The sequence below is a fragment of the Campylobacter geochelonis genome, from assembly GCF_013201685.1.
Lineage (GTDB): Bacteria > Campylobacterota > Campylobacteria > Campylobacterales > Campylobacteraceae > Campylobacter_B > Campylobacter_B geochelonis.
In genome coordinates, this window is the sequence record NZ_CP053844.1 from 150,061 (window position 1) to 168,436 (window position 18,376).

The window sequence follows — 18,376 nt, forward strand, 5'->3', positions numbered from 1 at the left end:
GTTGCATAACTTTTTATTGTAATATAGCAAAAATTAAATTTCAAGAAAATAGCCATTTTTAGTGAAATTTATTTTTAAATATAACAAAGTGTAACATTATTTTTAAAAATATCCTAAATTATTTTCTCATCAAGATATCTTTTCTTGTTTCGTATTCAGCCTTAGATATGGCACCTTTTTGATAAAGTTCATAGAGCGCCTCGATATTTTTTATCTTGTTGCTGTATGAAATTTCATCTTCTATGTTATATTCATCGTTGATGTCATTTACCATATTTGCGGTTAAAAATACATCAAAAAGCCACCAAATTCCCCAGATAGCTAAGAAAAACCAGCCTATGATAAACCATGCAGTCGCACTTCCAACCCAAAATAACATAAGCATAAAAAGCCCACTTATAAATTTACCACAGTAAATTCTATGCGCGCCAAAACTACCTAAGAAAAACCAAAGTAAGTAAGCTATCAGCATATTTCTTCTCATTTTGCTTTTTTCCTTTTATATTCAATTAAAATTTGTATAAAGATTATCGCGACGGCTAAATTTATCATCACATCAGCGAAGTTAAACACAGCAAACTCAAACCACTTATGCCAAAAAACATAATCAACCACGCCACTATGGATAAATCTATCAAGCAAATTTGAACTTCCTGCACCAAGCAAAAGTGCAAACGCCACCCAATGTTCGTGCAAAAGCTCTTTTTGATAGACTAGATAGATAAAAAGTGCGATGATAAGCACTAGTTGTAAAATTTTTAGCCACTCATCTAAAAAGGCAAACATCGAAAATGCCACGCCTTTATTAAAGGTTAAAATAAGAGAAAAAAATTCCCCATCCCATCTAAAACCGTTTAAAAAAACAAATTTTATGATTTGATCTACAGCAAAAACCGCTACAAAAATAGCAGCAAATTTAATCCAAAATTTACCCATTTAAAGCTTTTAAAAAGAAGTCTTCAACCTCTTGCATCCGTTTTTCAACCAAAAGTTTCTTTTTGCCCTCAAGCAAAAGTCTTATGACTTTTTCGGTGCCAGAGTATCTAAACAAAGAGCGGATTCCATCGGCGTTTAGCGAAGCTTCAAGTTCTTTTAAACCGGCTAATTTTGCCAAGTCTTTTTTCTCTGTGATTTTTAAATTTTTTAGAATTTGAGGATATGGTTTAAACATCGAGCTAAGTTGGCTTGCTCTTTTTTTCTCTTGCAACATACAAGCGCTAAATTGAAGCGCACTTGTTATACCATCGCCAGTTTTTGCGTAATCGCCAAAGATAATATGCCCACTTTGCTCGCCACCAAAATTTATATTTTGCTCTTTCATCATTTCAAGAACAAATTTATCACCAACACCACTTCGCAAAAGCTCGATTTCATGCTGTTTTAGCATATCATCAAGGGCTGCGTTACTCATAACTGTTGCTATGACTTTGTTTTGTGAAAGCATTGAGTTTTTCTTAAGATAAATCGCTAAAATTCCAATCAAAGCATCGCCATTTATAACTTGTCCATCTTCATCGACAACCACGACTCTATCGGCATCTCCATCAAAACCAAAGCCAACATCGGCTCGCAAGCGTTTTACTTCATTAGCCAAATTTTGCGGATACAGCGCGCCACAACCATCGTTTATGTTTTTGCCGTTTGGTTCGTTATTTATCACAAAAACTTCAGCGCCAAGCTCTTTAAAAACTGTTGGAGCAACCTTGTAACTAGCGCCATTTGCGACGTCTAAAACAACTCGTAAGCCGTGCAAGTTCTCATTTTTTGGGAATGAATTTTTAATATGCACGATGTATCTTCCTATCACATCATCAACTCTTTTTGCAGCACCGATTTCCATCATCTGCTTTCTAGCTTCGGCAATCAACTCTTCGTTGTGCAAAATTTGTTCGATTTTTGCCTCTTCTGTTTCATCAAGCTTAAATCCTTGATGATCAAAAAATTTAATCCCATTATCATAGTAAGCATTGTGCGAAGCTGAAATCATAATACCAGCATCACATCTCATATCTTCAGTCAAAAACGCAACCGCAGGAGTTGGCATAGGGCCTATTTGGCGGACATTATAGCCAATTGATGTAAGTCCAGCAACAATGGCTGTTTCTATCATATAACCACTTCTTCTTGTATCTTTTCCAACCAAAATCATATTTGTAACTGAGCTTTTTCTAAAGTAAATTCCAGCAGCCATTGCAATACGCATAGCAAGCTCAGCAGTTAGGTCTTTTCCGGCCATTCCGCGAACGCCATCAGTCCCAAAATACTTCATAATTTCAACCTTTTTTATAATAAATTCAGGTATTTTATCGTAATTTAACAAATAAAATCTTAAATTAAATTTGGATTTTAAAATATACTTAAATTAAGCTTTTTTTAAAAGAATTCACTGTATAATCCACATCTTAATCTATATTAAACAAAGGCGTATTATGGCAAATCATAAATCTGCTGCTAAAAGAGCAAGACAGACCATTAAAAAAACTGAGAGAAACAGATTTTATCGCACAAGACTTAAAAATATAACTAGAGCGGTAAGAGAAGCTGTTGAGGCAAAAGATGTAGAGGCTGCAAATTCTGCATTTAAAGTTGCTAACAAAAGCATTCATAGCTTTGTAAGTAAAGGTATTTTGAAAAAAGAGACAGCAGGTCGTCGCGTTAGCCGTTTGGCAAAATTAGTAAATTCACTAACTATAGCTGAATAATTTAAAACGAATAATTTATAAACTATGTTGGCTGACAAATTAAAACCATTTTTAGATAGGTACTCTGAAATTTCAGAGTTGCTAAGTGATCCAAGCATTGTCAGCGACATAGAAAAGATGACTAAACTCTCAAAAGAACAAAGCTCGCTTGAAGAGATAAATCACGCATCTTTAGAGTATTTAAGTGTTTTAAATAGTATTGAAGAGAACAAAATTCTCTTAGAAGATGCCGAACTTGCCGAACTTGCAAAAGATGAGCTAAAAAGCTTAGAAACTAGAAAAATCGAACTTGAAGATGAGATAAAAATTCTGCTTATCCCAAAAGATCCAAATGATGATAAAAATATATTTTTAGAAATTCGCGCTGGAACTGGTGGCGATGAGGCTGCACTTTTTGCTGGCGATCTTTTTGAGGCATATTTAAGATATGCTGAACTTAGAGGCTACAAAGTAGAAATCGTTTCTCAAAGCGAGGGTAGTGCAGGTGGCTTTAAAGAAGTTATCATGCTTGTAAAAGGAAGTGGAGCTTACTCAAGGCTTAAATTTGAAGGCGGAACTCACCGCGTTCAACGAGTTCCAGAAACAGAGTCGCAAGGCAGAGTTCATACAAGCGCTATAACGGTTGCTGTTATGCCAGAAGTGCAAGATAGTGATATACAAATCAACCAAAATGACCTTAAAATCGATGTTATGAGAAGTTCTGGTCATGGTGGGCAGTCTGTTAATACGACTGATTCAGCAGTTCGTATAACCCATATCCCAACCGGACTAGTTGTAACAAACCAAGATGGAAAATCGCAACATAAAAACAAAGATGCGGCGATGAAAGTTCTAAAAGCTCGACTTTTTGATATGCAAGAGCAAGAGCGATTAGAAAAAGAGCGAAGTGAGCGAAAAGATCAAGTTGGCACAGGCGACAGAAGTGGGCGAATTCGCACATATAACTATCCGCAAAACAGAATCTCAGATCATCGTATAAACTTAACACTATACCGCTTAGATGCGATTATGGCTGGCGGGCTTTTTGATGAGATAATCGATCCTTTAATCACACACGCTCAATCCGATGCTATAAGCAGTTCTGGACTGGAATAAATTTTATTTTAACTTAAATATTATATAATACCCCTATAAATGAAAATAGGAGGGCTATATGAAAAAAGTTGTTGTATATCTAAGTAATAACTCCCTAAATAACGCGGTTTGTCAGTATGGTTTAGATATTGCGAAAAATCTAAATTCAGAAGTTGTATTCTTATATGTCATAAATATCCCAATTATCGTGCCAAATTTCTTAGGCTTAGCTGCTGGTGGTTTGGTTGTTGGCGAAAATAGCGATATGATTTATGAGCTAGATGAGAAAAAAGCAACCGATGAAGAGTTAAAAGAGGGCGAGCAGGTTTTACAAGCTGCCAAAAAAATAGCAGATGAGCAAGGCGTAAGCTCTACGACTGATTTACAAAAGGGCGATTTTATCGATATTTTGCTAAATTATAAAGATGTGGATACTTTTGTAATGGCGATTTGTGAAGAGAGCAAAGAGGTAGAAGAAAATATCACGACTTTAACAAGAGAACTTGAACATCCAATCCTTTTTGTAAACAAAGAATTTAGCAAAGTCGGCTCAGTTTTACTCGCTTTTGATGGGAAAGAGGATTCGATTAAGGCTTTAGAGTTTATAAAAGATAGTGGGATTTTTGGCTTAGATTTAAAGTATCACATAGCAACTGTAAATGATAATGAAGAAAAAGCATCTCAAATTTTACAAACTGCTAGAGAAATTTTAGATGGTAAAAGTGCTGAATTTATCACTCTAAGTGGCGATGTTACTGAAAGTATTATCAAATACCGAAGAGCAAATAATATTGATAGTTTGGCAACTGGAGCTTTTAGCAAAGGAATGTTTGCTAGTTTTATCTTTGGTAGCACTTCAAAAAATATCGTAAAAAATGCTCTTGTTCCAGTTTTGGTTGTGGACTAGGTGTTGGATTCGCTTAAAGTTTACAAACAGATTTTAGGAGAAAAAAAGGTTAGTGTTATTGAGTTTTTGTGTGCCAAGTGCGATAAAAACGGCTTTGTAACACTAACTGTTAGTGAAATTTGCGTTCAGTTAGCGCTTAGCAAACCAACTGTTATAAACACGCTTAAAATTTTAAAGGATAAAAATATCATAAGTCGTATTAAAAACGGAGTTTATAAATTTAACCGTTTTTAGTGCAAAGTTTGTTTTTTATGATACGACCGCGTTTTTGGCTAAATTTATAAAAGGCAAGTTTGGCGAATTATTTGCTAAGATTTATAAAACAAGTCGTATCTTTTACAAAGATTGTAAAATAATATTTATTTTATATAAATTTAACTAACTTTTTAAATTTATCTAAGTAGATTTTTAAAATACAAGATAGAATTTTTGATGTTAGTTTATAAATTTTACCATTTAAAATATCGTAAAAAGCAGATTAAATTTCCTAAGTTTCTTAAAATCTATATTTATCACAAAATAAAAATCTTTGCTTTAAATGTTTCAAAACGTAAATTAAAATAGCAAAATTAAATTTAAAATATTTCAAATTTAGCCAAGCAAACCAAGATGTGTTATTAGAATTTTAAACCCAATCAATATAAGTATAACCCCGCCTAAAACAAGAGCTTTGCTTTCTAGTGCTTCGCCTAGTTTTTTGCCGATAAAACAGGCCATCACACATAGCACAAAACAAGTTGCTCCTATAACTAACGCCGCACTAACTATGTTAATCTCTTCAAAAGCAAAAGTCACGCCAACTGCCATTGCATCGATACTCGTGGCGATTGCACCGATAACAAGCTCTTTGTTAGTTAGATTTAAACCACACTCTGAGTCTAAATTCCTAGAGTCTTTTATCATCTTAAATCCTAAAAAAACAAGGATAAAAAAAGCTATAAAATGATCTATTTCGCTGATAAATTCAGTAAAACTCGAGCCTAAAAAATAGCCAATCAACGGCATAATCGCTTGAAAAAAAGCATAGAAAAAAGAGATTTTTAAAATTTGATAAATTTTAAAATTTAAACACTTCGCACCATTTGCCATAGAAAGCGCCACGCTATCCATAGAAAGTGCAAAAGCTATAAGAAAAATTTCCATCATTTTACCTTTTTACAAAATTTGATTATATCTTAAAAAGACTTTCGCTAAAATTATAACTTTTCAAAGAGGTTAAAATGTCAAAAAGTTTTATCGCAGATATCGCTCTAATAGTCGTTGCAATCAGCTGGGGAGTTACTTTTTTACCGGTGCAAAGTGCGGTAAATGAGATAAATGTCTTTAGTTTTTTATTTTTTAGATTTGCTTTAGCTAGTGTTGTGATGTATTTTATAGCTTTAAAATTTGGGCTTAAATTTGATAAAAACTCGTTTAAATTTGGCGTTTTGCTCGGCATTTTTTTATTTGCTGGATTTGGCTTTCAAACCTATGCGCTAAAGTTTACGCTAAGTTCGACAGTTGCTTTTATAACTGGGCTAAATGTCGTTATGGTGCCGTTTTTGATGTTTGCATTTCTTGGGATGAGGGTTAGGTTTACGACTTTTATGGGAGCTATTTTAGCGCTTGTTGGGTTGTATTTTTTAAGTGGCGCAAGTGATGTTGGACTAAATTTAGGCGAGATTTTAACTGTGATTTGTGCACTTTCATATGCGCTTCATATCGCATTTACTGGGAAATTTGTTCATCTTTGCAACCTTTATGCGATGGTTGTTGTGCAGTTTGCAACTGTTGGGATTTTATCGCTTATATCGGCTATTTTGTTTGGTGAAAAAAGCCCAAATTCTCTAAATTTATTTGGAGGGATTGAAATTTGGTTTGATAGTGAACTTTTGTTTGCTGTGGTTTTAACAGCACTTCTTGCTACGGTTTTTGCATTTTTTGTTCAGACTTTAGCGCAACAACATACAACGCCAGCAAAGACAGCTTTGATTTTCACTCTTGAGCCAGTAAGTGCGGGCGTGATAGGGTATTTTGTTGGCGGAGAGATTTTAAGCTTAGTACAAATTTGTGGAGCAGGGCTTATACTACTTGGCATTGTCATTAGCGAAGTTGGTGGAATTTGGCTAGAAAAACGCTCTAATGGCGTCTAAAACGCTTTAAAGCAACCACAGTAAAAAATACAACCGAGGCTACTATAATGATACTTGCGCCGCTTGTTAGGTTAAATTTATAGCTTAAAATAAGTCCAAGAGTGCAAAAAATAGCAGAAATCAAAGATGAGAAAAACATCATAGAACCAAGTTTTTTAGAGAAAATTTCAGCGATATAAGGTGGTATCGTCATAAGCGCGATTACTAAAATCAGCCCAACAACCTGTATGGTCGCCACCACGCAAAACGCCATCATCACGACTAAAGTGTAGTAAAACAAAGTTGAATTTACTCCACGAAGTTTCGCAAACTCACTATCAAAACTAATAGCGCTAAATTGCCTATAAAATAGCAAAACTAGCAAGATAAATGCAACATCTGAACTAAAAATATAAGTTAGCGTTTGTGAGTTTATAGCTAAAATCGAGCCAAAAAGATAGCTCATCAAGTCTACATTATACCCTGGTGTTAAATCTATCAAAATAATACCAAGAGCCATACCAAACGCCCAAATTGCACCGATTACCGAGTCAAATCTATCCTTATCTTTTAGCGTTATAAATGCTACTAAAAGTGCTAAAAATATAGAAAAAACGCTCGCTCCTAAAAGTGGTGCAAAACCAAAGTAAAACGCAAGTCCAATCCCGCCATACGCACCATGCGCCACGCCTCCAGCTATAAAAGTCATACGATTTATAACAACCAGTGAACCCACAACTCCACAAGCAACGCTTACTAAAATCCCTCCTAAAAAGGCATTTTGCATAAAAGTTAAACTCATCATTTCTTGCATGAACACTCCTTTAAAACTAGCTCAACATCGCAAAAATGGGAGTTGTGTTCTTTTAAAAAGTGGGATAAAAAGTCATCTTTTTTTCTGTTATCGATATCATGCATAACTAAAGTTTTGTTTATATATGCTATTTTAGTAGCAAAATTTATGGCGATATTTGTATCGTGGCTTATCATTATAACGCCAGTTCCTTTGAAATTTAATTCTTTTAAAAGTTCGTAAATTTCAGCTTGTCCTCTTACATCAATACTAGCTGTTGGTTCATCAAGAAGTAGAATTTTTGCGTCACTGCATAGCGCTCTTGCGATGTAAATTCGCTGTCTTTGTCCGCCACTTAGCGCACTTATTCGGCGATTTTTAAACTCTTGCATACCAACTAACTCAAGGGCGTTCATGGCTTTTTCTTTGTCAGCTTTATCGTAAAATCCAAAGAGTTTTTTGCCGATTTGACCCATTAAAACGACTTCTAGCACGCTAATGGGAAAGCTTAAATTTAAAGGGATATGTTGAGGTACATATCCAAGAGATGAGGAAATTTCAGTAGGGTTTTTGCCATAAACTTTAATGCTTCCAGAATGTGGCGTTAAAATTCCTAAAAGCAACTTTAAAAGCGTACTTTTTCCGCCACCATTTGGACCTATGATAGATAAAAAATCACTTTTTTTATACTCAAAATTTATATCTTTTAAGACAAGATTCTCATCATAACCAAAGTTTAAATTTTCTACTGAAATTTCGCTCATAAAGCTCCTAATTTATCTTATTTAAGATATTTTGCAAACACATCAACAGTTTTTTGCATCTCAGCAAGCCAGTTTTCTGGAAGTTGATTTATCTCGACAACAACAGCGCCACTTTCTTTTGCGACAGTTTTGGCTGCTTTTTTAGAAAACTGAGGAGCTATAAAAATAACAGAGATTTTCTCCTCTTTTGCTTCGTGAATTAGCTCTTTCAAATCTGCTGGTTTAGGCTCTTTTCCCTCTATCTCAACCGGAATTTGAACTAAATCATATCGTTTTGCAAAGTATCCCCAAGATGGATGATAGACCATAAATTTACGATTTTTGATATCTTTTAGCTTATCTTTTGTGCTCTTATCAAACTCATCAAGTTTACTTATAAATTTAGCAGAATTTTGCTCATATAAAGCTTTATTTTCTGGATATTTTTTAACAAGTGCGTTTGTTATGTTTTGAACTTGAATTTTTACAAGTTGTGGATCTAACCAAACGTGTGGGTCAAGCATACCTTCGTGATGGTGATGTCCTTCGTGCTCGTGATGTTCGTGATGCTCATGCTCGCCATCATGGTCTGCATGCTCATGATGTTCGTGATCTGCTTCGTGGTCATGATCTGCATGCTCTTCATCGTGATGATGATGTGCTGCCATAGGTATTTTTGTGATACCATCTTGAGTGTTGATAACGACTAAATTTGGAAACTGTTTTTGTAGTTTTGGCAACCAAATTTCATCAAATTCAAGTCCAACTGCAAAGTGTAGGTCGCTTTTTTCTACATTTTTCATTTGTGATGGTTTTGGCTCGTAAGTGTGGGGATCAGCGCCTGCTTCAACAAGTGCATCTACTTCTAAAGTATCACCAGCTATCTGCTGAACAAAAAATTTCGTAGGCAGTATAGTTGTAGTTACAACTGGCTTTGCATAAAGTGCCAAAGCAGCCAATAAAAGTGTGAAAATAGTTTTTTTCATCTTCTCTCCTAAAGTTAAATTATGGCTAAAAGTATAATCTAATGCAACTTAGTTGCAACTTAAGCAAATTTGATAAAATTTAGACTATAATTAGAAAAATTTAACCAAATGATGACTTTTAATTTGATATGATAAATAAAAAAATAAGATGGAAGCAAAGATGAATTTTAAAGATTTTTTAGAAGAGCAGGGCATAGCTTTCACGGCATTTAGAGAGCGGTTAATGGAGATTTTAACTAGCGCGCAAAAGCCTATTAGCTATGATGAGTTAGTCCAGCTTACAAGCGCGAACAAAACGACAGTTTATCGAAACCTAGCGCTTTTTGAAGAAAAAGGCATTGTGATTTCTAGTGAGAATAACAGAAAAAACTACTATGAGTTAGCTCATCACGCAAAGGCGTATTTTGTCTGCGAAAAATGCCATAAAATGGAGGAAATTTCTATGCCAAATTTAGATAAAAAGCATATAAAAAGCGTTGTTGTAAAGGGAACTTGCGATGAATGTTTATAACAGCGCGTGGGATAAAAAGTCTAAAAAATATAATAAATTTGATGGAAATTTAAGTCCTTTTCAAAAGGAATTTTTTGAAATTTTGGCTAAATTTGGTATTGAATTTAAAGATAAAACTCTCGTTGATATCGGTTGTGGAACGGGCGTTTACTCGCTTTTTTTGGCTGGAATTTGCAAAAGCGTTTTAGGAGTTGATGGCTCATCTGGAATGCTAGAAGAATTAGCAAAAAAAGCTAATGAGTTTGAGATAAAAAACATTAGAACAATACACGCAAATTTTGATGAGTTTTGCACTGATGAGAGCTTTGATATCGCGTTTTTAACGATGAGTCCAGCGCTTAAAAATGAGGTTGATTTTAAAAAATTTATAAGCCTAGCCACGAAGCGAATCTATCTAAACTGGGAAAAACCGCGCCACTCATCTATGCTTGAGCCGTTTTTTGCTAAATTTGGTAAAAGTGGCTGGGAAAATGTAACAAAAACTTTAAAAAACTATCTTGAAGATAAAAATATCGCGTATAAAACAGAAATTTTAGATGAGAAACGAGTCGCTTGTCGCACTTTTGATGAGGCGTATGAAAATGTGCTTTGGCATTTGCAAATAAATGGCTTTGAATATGATAAAATCGAGATTAGAGCTATGCTTGAAAAGCAGTGTGACAATGGCGTGGTAAAAGATGAGATTATCTCACAGATGAGGGTTTTGGTTTTTTAAATTTAAAAATTGCGATAAAACGTTAATTTGCTGTGATTTTGGCTTTGATGTTATGTGGTGTTGTGGGTGGATTGAAAATTTTATCATATATTTTACTTTCGTGTTGTTAAATTTATAGTTTTTGATAACCGAGTTTGACGATAAATTTGTTATAAATTTTAAACTATTTTTGTTGTTTTAAGAGAAATTTAAAATTTTGGCTAGATTTGGTTGATAATATAGTAAAATACTAAGATTTAGATACAAAAGCATTTTTGCTGGATTTAAATCGCTGTTTGATTTAAATGCGGTTGAGGTTTTTTAAAGTGTCTTTTAATAATTTAGCAAATCAGTTTGGAATTTAAAAATCAATTTCATTTTAGACTTGGCTTTTAAATTAAAACGGTGCTTAAATAGTCTAAAAGCTACAAAAATATTTTCAAGCAAATCAAAACAAGATAAAGCTTTATCGGCGAAGCAAATTTAAAAGTTTAAGACTGCTACGCCGATGGAATTTTAGCTTTGATTAAATTTAGCGCTATTTTGTATTGATATTTTTAAAGCTTTTATTTGTTTTTTTCTAATGTTTCTTTGATTTCATCTTGACTCTTTTTCAAAGCTTCGTTTGATTTTTTAACCATTAATTTTCCAATTGCATCGCCTGCGTTGTTGCATTCTTGAATTTCATTTTTTGATAAACTTCCTTGTTGCTGACATTTACCAAAAGCTATTTTATCTGCTTCATCTGGGTGTTGCATAAAATACTCAACCGTTTTTGGCTCCTCGCCACAACCGCTAAGAAACAAAACTACTCCAACTGCTAAACTAGCTATGATTACATTTTTCATCGACAACTCCTGTTTGTTAAAATTGATATTTGTTATTTTCTTTATCAAGTTCGAAAATAGCGAAAGTGTATTTAGAAAATAAAATGAGTGTAAATAATAAAGCGTGAGAAAAAAGCTTTATTTGTGAAGCGAGTTTTTTAAGAGGTTTTAAGAATGCCCCCCCCCCGAAACATTTGGCTAAAAATTTGCTTAAATTAAGCATTATTTTATATCCTCCTTTGTAAAAATATATCTGTTATTATATATTAAAAATTGCAAAAAAGTTACTAAAAACTATCAAAATTTTAAAAAATTATAAATTTAACTTAGTTAATATAAATTTATAAGCCAAAGCAGGTGAAATTCAGGCTAAATCACAAAAATCGCTAAGCCGATGAATTGCACTGAAAAATGCGATTTGTATAAATTTCTAAGTAACATTTTTGGTAAAATATAAAAGCTTTAATAAACAAAATTTATAAGTAAAATCATTATTTATAGCCATTTAACGAGCCTGTTTTTTGGCTAAATTTAAAAAGCTATAGTTTAAATTAAGTGAATTTAGCCAAATTTATTTCTCTTTTAAAGCGACTTTTTTAAATTCTTTCTTAAGCGCTACAAAAGCATCGACAACCATAGGATCAAAATGCGAGCCTTTGTTTTTCACGATAAAATCTTCCGCTTTTTCGTAGCTAAAAGCCTCTTTATAGTGCCTTTTAGAAATCAACGCATCATAAACATCAGCTAGTGCCATCAGTCGCCCTTCTATCGGGATTTCATCGCCTTTTAAGCCGCGCGGATAGCCTTGTCCATCCCATCTTTCGTGATGTGTGTAGGCGATGTTTATCGCAGCTAGTAAAAACTCATTTGTCGCGTTTGATGAGCTGATGGCTTTTTCGATGATTTCTTTACCATAAACTGTGTGTTTTTTCATCACTTCCCACTCTTGTTCATCTAAATTTGAGCTTTTGTTTAAAATTTTATCTGGGATTGCGACTTTGCCGATGTCATGAAGTGGCGTTGCGCGGTAGAGAATTTCTATAAATTTTGGATTTAGCTTATCAAGATGAAAACCTTGTTTATACAGATACTGTGCGAGCAGTTTTACATACTCTTTTGATCTTACGATGTGCGTGCCAGTTTCTACGTCTTTGCCTTCTATCACGCTTACCATACTATCGATTGTAGCGCTGTGAGCGGACTCAAGCTCTTTTATAAATTCTTTTTTATCTAGGTATGTTAAAAACGCGACAATCAAAGATATATTTAAAAAGATAAACACAAACGGCAGTAAAAAATATCCTAGCGATATATAAATGTTATATTTAAGAAAAGCTAAAGCTAAGACGATGGCTAAAACCGAAAGCAGGATAAATAGGATAAATGAGTATAAATAATCATATTTTGATATCAAAAAAACCATAAAAACAAGCAAAAACAAACTAGTGTAAAAGCTTAAATTTTTATATAAATTTGGTTGAGTGATTAAGTTGCCGGTAAGAAAATTTTCTAAAAACGAAGCGTGGAAAAAAATTCCCGGCACAATCTCGCCTTTAGTGCTGATAAATTGATCATAAAGCCCAGTAGCCGTGGCACCAAGCAGAACAAATTTGCCAGTAAATTCGCTTTTATCGACATTTGCTAGTAGTATGTCGCTTGCTGAAATTTTAGTAAAATCCGAGCTTGAGTGGACTTTGCTAAGAGACTTTGCGTTTTCATTTAGCTTTGCTTTTTTGCCTAAAAACTCTACTTCAAGCCCAAGAGCGCTTTTTTTAAGGCTAAGTTTTGGGTCTACTTGCATAAGCATAGCCATACTCAACGATGGCACTAGCTTGTCGCGATAGTATAAAAACGAGCTATTTTGTCTTAAAATGCCATCATTATCACTTTTGGAATTTATAAATCCAAGCGCGGACGCGGCGTCGTTTAGCATCTCGTAATTTCCAAGAAAATTTGTAGCTTTTGGAATTTGAGTGAAATTTTCATCTGTTTTTAGATATGTTTTTGTTAAAAATTCATCTCCAACGCTAACAGGCGAGATAAAAATAGGCAGAACACTTTTACCTCTTGATAGTGATGAGGCTAGAATTTTATCATTATCAAGCAGGGTTTGAGGAATGTTATCTAAATTTATCGTTGCATTTAGCCCGTTATCATAAAATTTTTTAATCTCGTTTAAAGATGTTCTGTCTTTTTCTGAAAATATGATATCAATGCCTAAAACCGCCGGTCTTGAAAGCAAAATTTCTTGAACGAGTTTTGCTACTAAGATTCTGTTCCATGGCCACTGTCCAAATTCTTTAAGGCTTTTTTCATCGATTTGAACTATCACAACAGAGTTGGAATGCCCGTTGTTTTCATCGTTTTTGCCATTAATCAAGTCAAAAATTTTATAATCAACCAGCGGCAAAAATCCACTAATATATATAAGATAACTAGAGGCAAAGATAATGGCTAGTAAAAAGACAAATTTGATATTTTTTCTCATTTATCGTATCTGTATCTCAACTCTTCGGTTTTTTGGCTCTTTGACTTCATCTGGCGTTTTTACTAAGAGATTTTTCTCGCCAAAAGATGTGACATCAAGCTTATCTATCTTTAATCCACTTAAAAGGCTAGCTACAAATTGCGCTCTTTGACGAGATACTTTCGTGTTTAGTTCATCGCTTCCATACGTATCGGTATGTCCTATAACAGAGACTTCGCAAGGTGCAGCGTCTTTTATGGCTTGTTTTATCTCATCTAACTTTGAAGCTGATTTGGCTGTAAGTTCTGTGCCGTCTGTAAAATATATAAGATATGATTTTGCTGGAGCGATGCTTGAGCGTATTAAGTTGCCGTATTTTTTATCCACTTCGTCTTGGCTTAAAACCTTTTTATCGCTTGCAAATGCCTCTATGTTTGATAACTCGATGTATGAATTTGGAGTTTGCAAAATTTGCGTTTTGTCTTTTGAATTTACGACAATCGCGGAAGTTTTATTGCTATCAAGTAATAAAATTTCGCTCTTATCAACGCTTAAATTTATACCAAATATAGCTATAACCATGGCTATAAAAGCTTCCATATCATCCTCCTTAGTTGAGTTTGACTAAGAATTTAGTCCCACGAATTCCTATGATGCCATCTGGTACTTTTAAAGAAAAGTTATCTGGAGATAGCTCGCCGATTTTGCCTGATTGAAATAGCGCTTTTCCTTTGTCTAGCTTTAGGCTAAATTTATATATATCTTCTATAGGCTTAAATTCGAATTTTTCGATATTTAAAAAGCTTGATTCGCCTATTGTTAGACTGCTTCCATCGTTAAAAATAACGCCGATTTTTGAGCTTGAATTTGTGATGATAATATCGTTGTTTTTTAATTTATCGCCAATATTTAAAGAGATTACTTTTTCTCCTCTTTTTGCTTGCGGAGAGCCTTCTATCATCTTAATTATCGCGATATCATCTGCTGAAAAAGCAAAAGTTGCCATTAAAAGCAAGATAGAAAATATCTTTTTCATCGATTATCCTTTAGTGCAATCTTTCAAAATTATAACATAAATTTACAAGATGATTCTTAAAGGGTTAAATCGTGTTAAGATTTGTTAAACAAATATTATTTTTAATTTATATAAATTTTATTTTTTATATATCGTTTATGGCTTGCAAGAAAGAGCTGTTTAAAATAGTTTGTTCTAAGTAAAGATAAGGTATAATCACGTTTTTTAAAATATAAATTTAAATAAAAAAAGTTAGAAAAATAAAAAATTTTATAAATATTTGAATGATATTTTAAGTTTTTGTGATTAAGAAGTTTGGTGACCCCTACGAGACTCGAACTCGTGTTACCGCCGTGAAAGGGCGATGTCCTAACCACTAGACGAAGGGGCCACTATGTTTTTGAATGAAATGTGATTATACTTTAAATAAGCTTAAGGATAACTTAAAAATGAAAAATTTTAAATATAAATTTATAATAACGCTGATTATCTCTATTTTTTTATCAGGTTGTATGCAAAAAGAGCCACAAATTCCACAAGCTGTGAGCTTTACTGTGATTTCGCCTATGGTGAAGTTAAGCGATGCTGGTTTCTTACGAGTGTATAAAAATAGCGTGCATTTGCAAATTTATAGTAGTGGCGTTAGTGTCCTTGAAATCGTGGTTAAAGATAGAATTTGTATGAATAATGCTTGTAAAGATGAGTTAGCTTTTAACAAAGATTTTTTTACAAAAGAGCATTATCGTGGATTTTTTGATGAAATTTTAAGAAAAAAACCGATATATAATGGTAAGAATTTGGTCAAAACAGAATGCGGATTTGAGCAAAATTTAAGAAATTTAAGCTATAAAGTTTGTGGTAAAGAGCTATTTTTTAAAGATAAAAATGATATAAAAATTATATTAAAAGATATAGACTGAAAGGGTTTGATGAAGAGGATTGGAGCTCATGTAAGTGCAAGCGGAGGCGTGCAAAACGCGCCATTAAATGCTAAAAAGATAGGCGCAGATGCGTTTGCGCTTTTTGTAAAAAACCAACGACAGTGGAGCGCAAAAGCGCTTGAGAAAAGTCAGATTGATGAATTTAGCGCGAATTTAGCCGATGTAAATATCAAAAAAGAGCATATCTTGCCGCACGATAGTTATCTTATAAATTTAGGTCATCCAGACAAAGCACTTAGGCAAAAAAGTTTAGATGCTTTTTTAGATGAGGTGGAGCGAGTATCGGCGCTAGGGCTTGTGATGTTGAATTTCCATCCAGGCTCGCATTTAAAACAAATTAGCGAAGAGGAGTGTTTGAAAAATATCAGTGAGTGCCTAAATTTCACACTTTTAAACAGCTCTGGTGTAAAACTCGTGGTAGAAAATACAGCCGGGCAGGGTTCAAATTTAGGTTATAAGCTTGAACATCTTGGCTTTTTGATAAAACATAGCGTAGATAAAGAAAGAATCGGCGTTTGTATCGATACTTGCCATTTTTTTGCTGGCGGATATGATATAAGAAGTAAAACGGCGTATGAAAAGACTATGGCTGAGTTTGATAAGATAGTTGGATATAAATTTTTAAGCGCAATGCATCTAAATGACTCTAAAAATAAGCTTGGAGTGAAAAAAGATCGTCATGAAAGCCTTGGAGCTGGAACTTTGGGGCTTGAAGCGTTTAAAAACATCATGCAAGATAGGAATATCGATGAGATTCCGCTGGTTTTAGAAACGATTGATGAGAGCATTTGGGCGGAAGAAATAGCGCTTTTAAGAAGTATGATTTAAAGGAAAAAGTTGAAATACATAGTTGATTTTTTAAAAAATGATGTGGAGAGTTCTGAAATTTACACTTTGCTTGATGTTGGTATAAATGAGGCAAAAGTGCTGAAGTTTTTAACTCAATCTTATATAGATGGGATATCATCAAACAGCGTATATACCGTGCTAGGAGCGGTTTTTGGTGAAGATGGTTATGAGTATTTAAAACATCTTGATGAGATTAAAAATTTGCTAGATTCAGGATATATTAGCAAAAATGTAAATATCTTTAAAACTGAAAATGTTAAAAATTTAAAAGGTAGTAAACTATCGCTTTTACACGCTGAAGTCGAGCTTAGTGAGCTTTTTTTAAGCATTTTAGAAAACGGCATAGTCGATACAAAACTACCAAACATAACCGAATACAGCGATCATCTTGAGTATCTGCAAGATCAGTTTTTGCTAGTTGAGTTTTATCAAAAGAGATTTAACAGCTCAAGCTTAGAAAATCAAGCCAAAATCGATGCTAAAATTTCAGAACTAACCGACACGATAAGAGAGCGAGTAAAACTTAGCAAAATTCCCATAACGGTTGAGCAAATTTTTAAAGCAAATTCGCTAGATGAGAGAGAAAAAGTGATATTTCTCGCACTTTTAAAAGAGGAGTATTCTGGCGAGTATGACAGCCTTAGAGATACAAATATGCTTGTTGGAATGGTAAGTCGTAGCGACATCGAGCGTATAAAAAACCGAGCTTTGCTTGAAGAGGGTTCAAATTTACTTACTAGTGGGCTTGTGGATTATGATGAGGTTTTAGGAACGCTTGGCGGGATAACAAAGAGTTATTTTATAAATGAAGAGATTTTGCAAAGCATTATGCATCCGCAAAAAAATGATAAAAAAAGTAAAAAACTGCTTGTCGAAAGCATGGTAAAAGATAGCGAAATTTTTGAGCTAATCGAGCCGCAAACCGATATAAACGATGTTGTTTTAAACCCAAAGATAAAAGAGGTGTTAGACTCGATTTTAAAGCAGCTTGATAAAAAAGTCATCGCAAAGCTTAACAATTGGGGGATTAAAACAAGGCGTGGGATTGATGCGAAAATCATCTTTTATGGACCTGCTGGAACTGGAAAAACAATGAGTGCAATCAGCCTTGCAAAGAGTCTTAAAAAGCAGGTTATCAGCTTTGATTGTTCTAAAATTTTATCAAAATACGTTGGCGAAAGTGAGCAAAATGTTCGCAAAATTTTTGATACTTATAAGATGATTTGCGAAACTAGCAAAACACAGCCGGTACTTTTGTTAAATGAAGCAGATCAGTTTCTTTCAAGCAGGCTTGAAAGTGGCGCAAATAGCGTTGAAAAGATGCATAACCAGATGCAAAATATCTTTTTAGAGCAGATTGAAAATTTTCAAGGTGTTTTGATAGCGACAACGAATTTTTTGCAAAGCTTAGATAGTGCATTTTCAAGAAGATTTGATTTTAAAATCGAGTTTAAGAAGCCAAATTATGATGAAAGACTTGCGATTTGGCGAAGAGTGATGCCAGAAAGTATTAGTTTTGAGAGCAGTTTTAGTATAGAAGAGTTGGCTAAATTTGAGTTAAGTGGAGCGCAAATCGTGCTAGTGCTTAAAAACACAGCGCTTAAAGTCGCGGTTAGAGATGATGAAATTTTCACACTAAAAGATTTTGAAGAAGAGATAAAAAGAGAGCTTATAAGTTCATTTGGCGATGATAAAAAAGTAGGGCTTTTATAAAAATAAAATGGTTTGGTTAATGTAAAAATGTTTTGCTGAAATG

Annotated in this window: 21 protein-coding genes and 1 tRNA gene; 10 read left to right on the forward strand and 12 right to left on the reverse strand. The window is 33.8% G+C overall.

The annotated features are described in order from the left end of the window. Window positions 1–118: 118 nt before the first annotated feature. The 3 genes from CGEO_RS00680 to glmM are packed head-to-tail and all read right to left on the reverse strand — an operon-like array spanning window position 119 to window position 2,269. Window positions 119–484: an NINE protein gene (locus CGEO_RS00680; RefSeq protein WP_075493974.1), complete on the reverse strand. Its 366-nt coding sequence runs from the start codon at window positions 482–484 to the stop codon at window positions 119–121. Continuing rightward, window positions 481–936, reverse strand: coding sequence for a signal peptidase II (lspA, locus tag CGEO_RS00685; RefSeq protein WP_075539906.1), 456 nt, complete (start codon window positions 934–936; stop codon window positions 481–483). The genes CGEO_RS00680 and lspA overlap by 4 nt, the downstream gene beginning before the upstream one ends. Beyond that, complete coding sequence (gene glmM / locus CGEO_RS00690; protein WP_075493972.1) at window positions 929–2,269, reverse strand: phosphoglucosamine mutase; 1,341 nt, start codon at window positions 2,267–2,269, stop codon at window positions 929–931. Before glmM ends, lspA begins: the two co-directional genes overlap by 8 nt. 160 nt (window positions 2,270–2,429) lie before the next feature. Here glmM and rpsT point away from each other — a divergent pair, with 160 nt between their 5' ends. Genes rpsT through CGEO_RS00710 form a run of 4 tightly spaced genes read left to right on the forward strand, consistent with a single transcriptional unit; the run spans window position 2,430 to window position 4,917 of the window. Continuing rightward, window positions 2,430–2,702: a 30S ribosomal protein S20 gene (gene rpsT, locus CGEO_RS00695; protein WP_075493970.1), complete on the forward strand. Its 273-nt coding sequence runs from the start codon at window positions 2,430–2,432 to the stop codon at window positions 2,700–2,702. Window positions 2,703–2,726: 24 nt separating this feature from the next. Next, window positions 2,727–3,797, forward strand: a complete 1,071-nt coding sequence (prfA, locus tag CGEO_RS00700) for a peptide chain release factor 1 (RefSeq protein WP_075493968.1) — start codon at window positions 2,727–2,729, stop codon at window positions 3,795–3,797. Between the two features lie 58 nt (window positions 3,798–3,855). Then, complete coding sequence (locus CGEO_RS00705) at window positions 3,856–4,683, forward strand: universal stress protein (RefSeq protein ID WP_075493966.1); 828 nt, start codon at window positions 3,856–3,858, stop codon at window positions 4,681–4,683. A 3-nt stretch (window positions 4,684–4,686) separates the two neighbouring features. Further along, on the forward strand, window positions 4,687–4,917 hold the full coding sequence (locus CGEO_RS00710) for a replication/maintenance protein RepL (RefSeq protein ID WP_242647982.1): 231 nt from the start codon (window positions 4,687–4,689) through the stop codon (window positions 4,915–4,917). 357 nt (window positions 4,918–5,274) lie between these two features. Here CGEO_RS00710 and CGEO_RS00715 read toward each other — a convergent pair whose 3' ends face one another. Beyond that, entirely contained in the window at window positions 5,275–5,826 is a 552-nt protein-coding gene (locus CGEO_RS00715) for a manganese efflux pump MntP (RefSeq protein ID WP_075493962.1), read from the reverse strand. A gap of 77 nt (window positions 5,827–5,903) precedes the next feature. On the opposite strand from CGEO_RS00715, the gene CGEO_RS00720 reads away from it, so the two are divergent. Beyond that, the gene (locus CGEO_RS00720) at window positions 5,904–6,815 is read left to right on the forward strand and encodes a DMT family transporter (protein ID WP_075539904.1); all 912 of its coding nucleotides are present in this window, start codon (window positions 5,904–5,906) and stop codon (window positions 6,813–6,815) included. On the opposite strand, the gene CGEO_RS00725 is transcribed toward CGEO_RS00720, so the two are convergent. Genes CGEO_RS00725 through CGEO_RS00735 form a run of 3 tightly spaced genes read right to left on the reverse strand, consistent with a single transcriptional unit; the run spans window position 6,802 to window position 9,316 of the window. Next, window positions 6,802–7,608, reverse strand: coding sequence for a metal ABC transporter permease (locus CGEO_RS00725; protein ID WP_075493958.1), 807 nt, complete (start codon window positions 7,606–7,608; stop codon window positions 6,802–6,804). The two genes, CGEO_RS00720 and CGEO_RS00725, sit on opposite strands and share 14 nt — an antisense overlap. Further along, on the reverse strand, window positions 7,596–8,351 hold the full coding sequence (locus tag CGEO_RS00730; RefSeq protein WP_075539903.1) for a metal ABC transporter ATP-binding protein: 756 nt from the start codon (window positions 8,349–8,351) through the stop codon (window positions 7,596–7,598). Before CGEO_RS00730 ends, CGEO_RS00725 begins: the two co-directional genes overlap by 13 nt. A gap of 17 nt (window positions 8,352–8,368) precedes the next feature. Next, complete coding sequence (locus CGEO_RS00735; RefSeq protein ID WP_075539902.1) at window positions 8,369–9,316, reverse strand: metal ABC transporter solute-binding protein, Zn/Mn family; 948 nt, start codon at window positions 9,314–9,316, stop codon at window positions 8,369–8,371. Between the two features lie 160 nt (window positions 9,317–9,476). On the opposite strand from CGEO_RS00735, the gene CGEO_RS00740 reads away from it, so the two are divergent. Both CGEO_RS00740 and CGEO_RS00745 read left to right on the forward strand, forming a co-directional pair. Continuing rightward, entirely contained in the window at window positions 9,477–9,827 is a 351-nt protein-coding gene (locus tag CGEO_RS00740) for a Fur family transcriptional regulator (RefSeq protein WP_075493952.1), read from the forward strand. After that, the gene (locus CGEO_RS00745) at window positions 9,814–10,542 is read left to right on the forward strand and encodes a class I SAM-dependent methyltransferase (protein WP_075531300.1); all 729 of its coding nucleotides are present in this window, start codon (window positions 9,814–9,816) and stop codon (window positions 10,540–10,542) included. Before CGEO_RS00740 ends, CGEO_RS00745 begins: the two co-directional genes overlap by 14 nt. Before the next feature lie 545 nt (window positions 10,543–11,087). Here CGEO_RS00745 and CGEO_RS00750 read toward each other — a convergent pair. From CGEO_RS00750 to CGEO_RS00770, 5 genes are all read right to left on the reverse strand, one after another. Then, the gene (locus tag CGEO_RS00750; protein WP_075539901.1) at window positions 11,088–11,369 is read right to left on the reverse strand and encodes an EexN family lipoprotein; all 282 of its coding nucleotides are present in this window, start codon (window positions 11,367–11,369) and stop codon (window positions 11,088–11,090) included. A gap of 550 nt (window positions 11,370–11,919) precedes the next feature. Further along, window positions 11,920–13,836, reverse strand: coding sequence for a CHASE2 domain-containing protein (locus CGEO_RS00755; RefSeq protein WP_075539900.1), 1,917 nt, complete (start codon window positions 13,834–13,836; stop codon window positions 11,920–11,922). After that, on the reverse strand, window positions 13,837–14,415 hold the full coding sequence (locus CGEO_RS00760; protein ID WP_075493944.1) for an OmpA family protein: 579 nt from the start codon (window positions 14,413–14,415) through the stop codon (window positions 13,837–13,839). A 10-nt stretch (window positions 14,416–14,425) separates the two neighbouring features. Further along, on the reverse strand, window positions 14,426–14,851 hold the full coding sequence (locus CGEO_RS00765; protein ID WP_075493942.1) for a FecR family protein: 426 nt from the start codon (window positions 14,849–14,851) through the stop codon (window positions 14,426–14,428). Window positions 14,852–15,146: 295 nt separating this feature from the next. Further along, window positions 15,147–15,221, reverse strand: a tRNA-Glu gene (locus CGEO_RS00770). Between the two features lie 58 nt (window positions 15,222–15,279). Here CGEO_RS00770 and CGEO_RS00775 point away from each other — a divergent pair. From CGEO_RS00775 to CGEO_RS00785, 3 genes are read left to right on the forward strand one after another with little or no spacing between them, the layout of a single operon-like run. After that, complete coding sequence (locus CGEO_RS00775; RefSeq protein WP_075531303.1) at window positions 15,280–15,750, forward strand: hypothetical protein; 471 nt, start codon at window positions 15,280–15,282, stop codon at window positions 15,748–15,750. Between the two features lie 9 nt (window positions 15,751–15,759). Beyond that, on the forward strand, window positions 15,760–16,599 hold the full coding sequence (gene nfo / locus CGEO_RS00780; RefSeq protein WP_075531304.1) for a deoxyribonuclease IV: 840 nt from the start codon (window positions 15,760–15,762) through the stop codon (window positions 16,597–16,599). Window positions 16,600–16,608: 9 nt separating this feature from the next. Then, window positions 16,609–18,333, forward strand: coding sequence for an ATP-binding protein (locus CGEO_RS00785; RefSeq protein ID WP_075493936.1), 1,725 nt, complete (start codon window positions 16,609–16,611; stop codon window positions 18,331–18,333). Window positions 18,334–18,376: the final 43 nt, after the last annotated feature.